The following is a 548-nucleotide window of genomic DNA, read 5'->3' on the forward strand; positions in this document are numbered from 1 at the left end:
GCGAGCGGCTCAGCCGGTTACGAGCCATTTGTTGGGCTCTCCACGCCTGATAGGAGTACCTTTTAAAGTGTCTGTTGTATCGGGAATTGCGTTCAATTTCTCGATAGATAGTAGCTTTGTGACGACCAAGTTGTTTAGCTATTTTAGCGGTACTAATTCCTTGCTTTCTGAGAGCAGAAATCATATACCTTTCGTTCTCAGTTAGGTGCGTGTATTTCATGTTTTTTACTTCTTGGTGGGAGCAAACTTCATGATTATCGCATCTCACTGTTTTTATGTTCAGAGGTGTCGCACTTCGTACTTGAATCCAAGAGTTATAACAAACTGTTTAAGAGTGATTCGCAACGCGTGGCATTTTTACTATGCGTTAGGTTTATTGGTTAAGGTGGTATGCGGTGGCTTCGGTATTGCGTTGCTCACACCTTAACAGGGCGTTATAACTCAAGGAGAAATTGTGAAGCTGAAGAATATCAAAGGCGTGGCTAAGAACTTCACCTTATCATTTTTTAGTGGCGCAAATTACATCGATGGCGGGTTTGTCCGTGATG

Annotated in this window: 1 protein-coding gene; it reads right to left on the minus strand. The window is 42.7% G+C overall.

The genetic code is table 11. From position 1 onward, the window contains the following. A partial coding sequence (locus tag ATB78_RS27930; protein WP_155647873.1) for a helix-turn-helix domain-containing protein occupies positions 1-220 on the minus strand: 220 nt, incomplete at its 3' end. Positions 221-548: the final 328 nt, after the last annotated feature.

It is taken from the genome of Vibrio sp. CUB2 (genome assembly GCF_001557945.1).
Classification (GTDB): Bacteria; Pseudomonadota; Gammaproteobacteria; order Enterobacterales; family Vibrionaceae; genus Vibrio; species Vibrio owensii.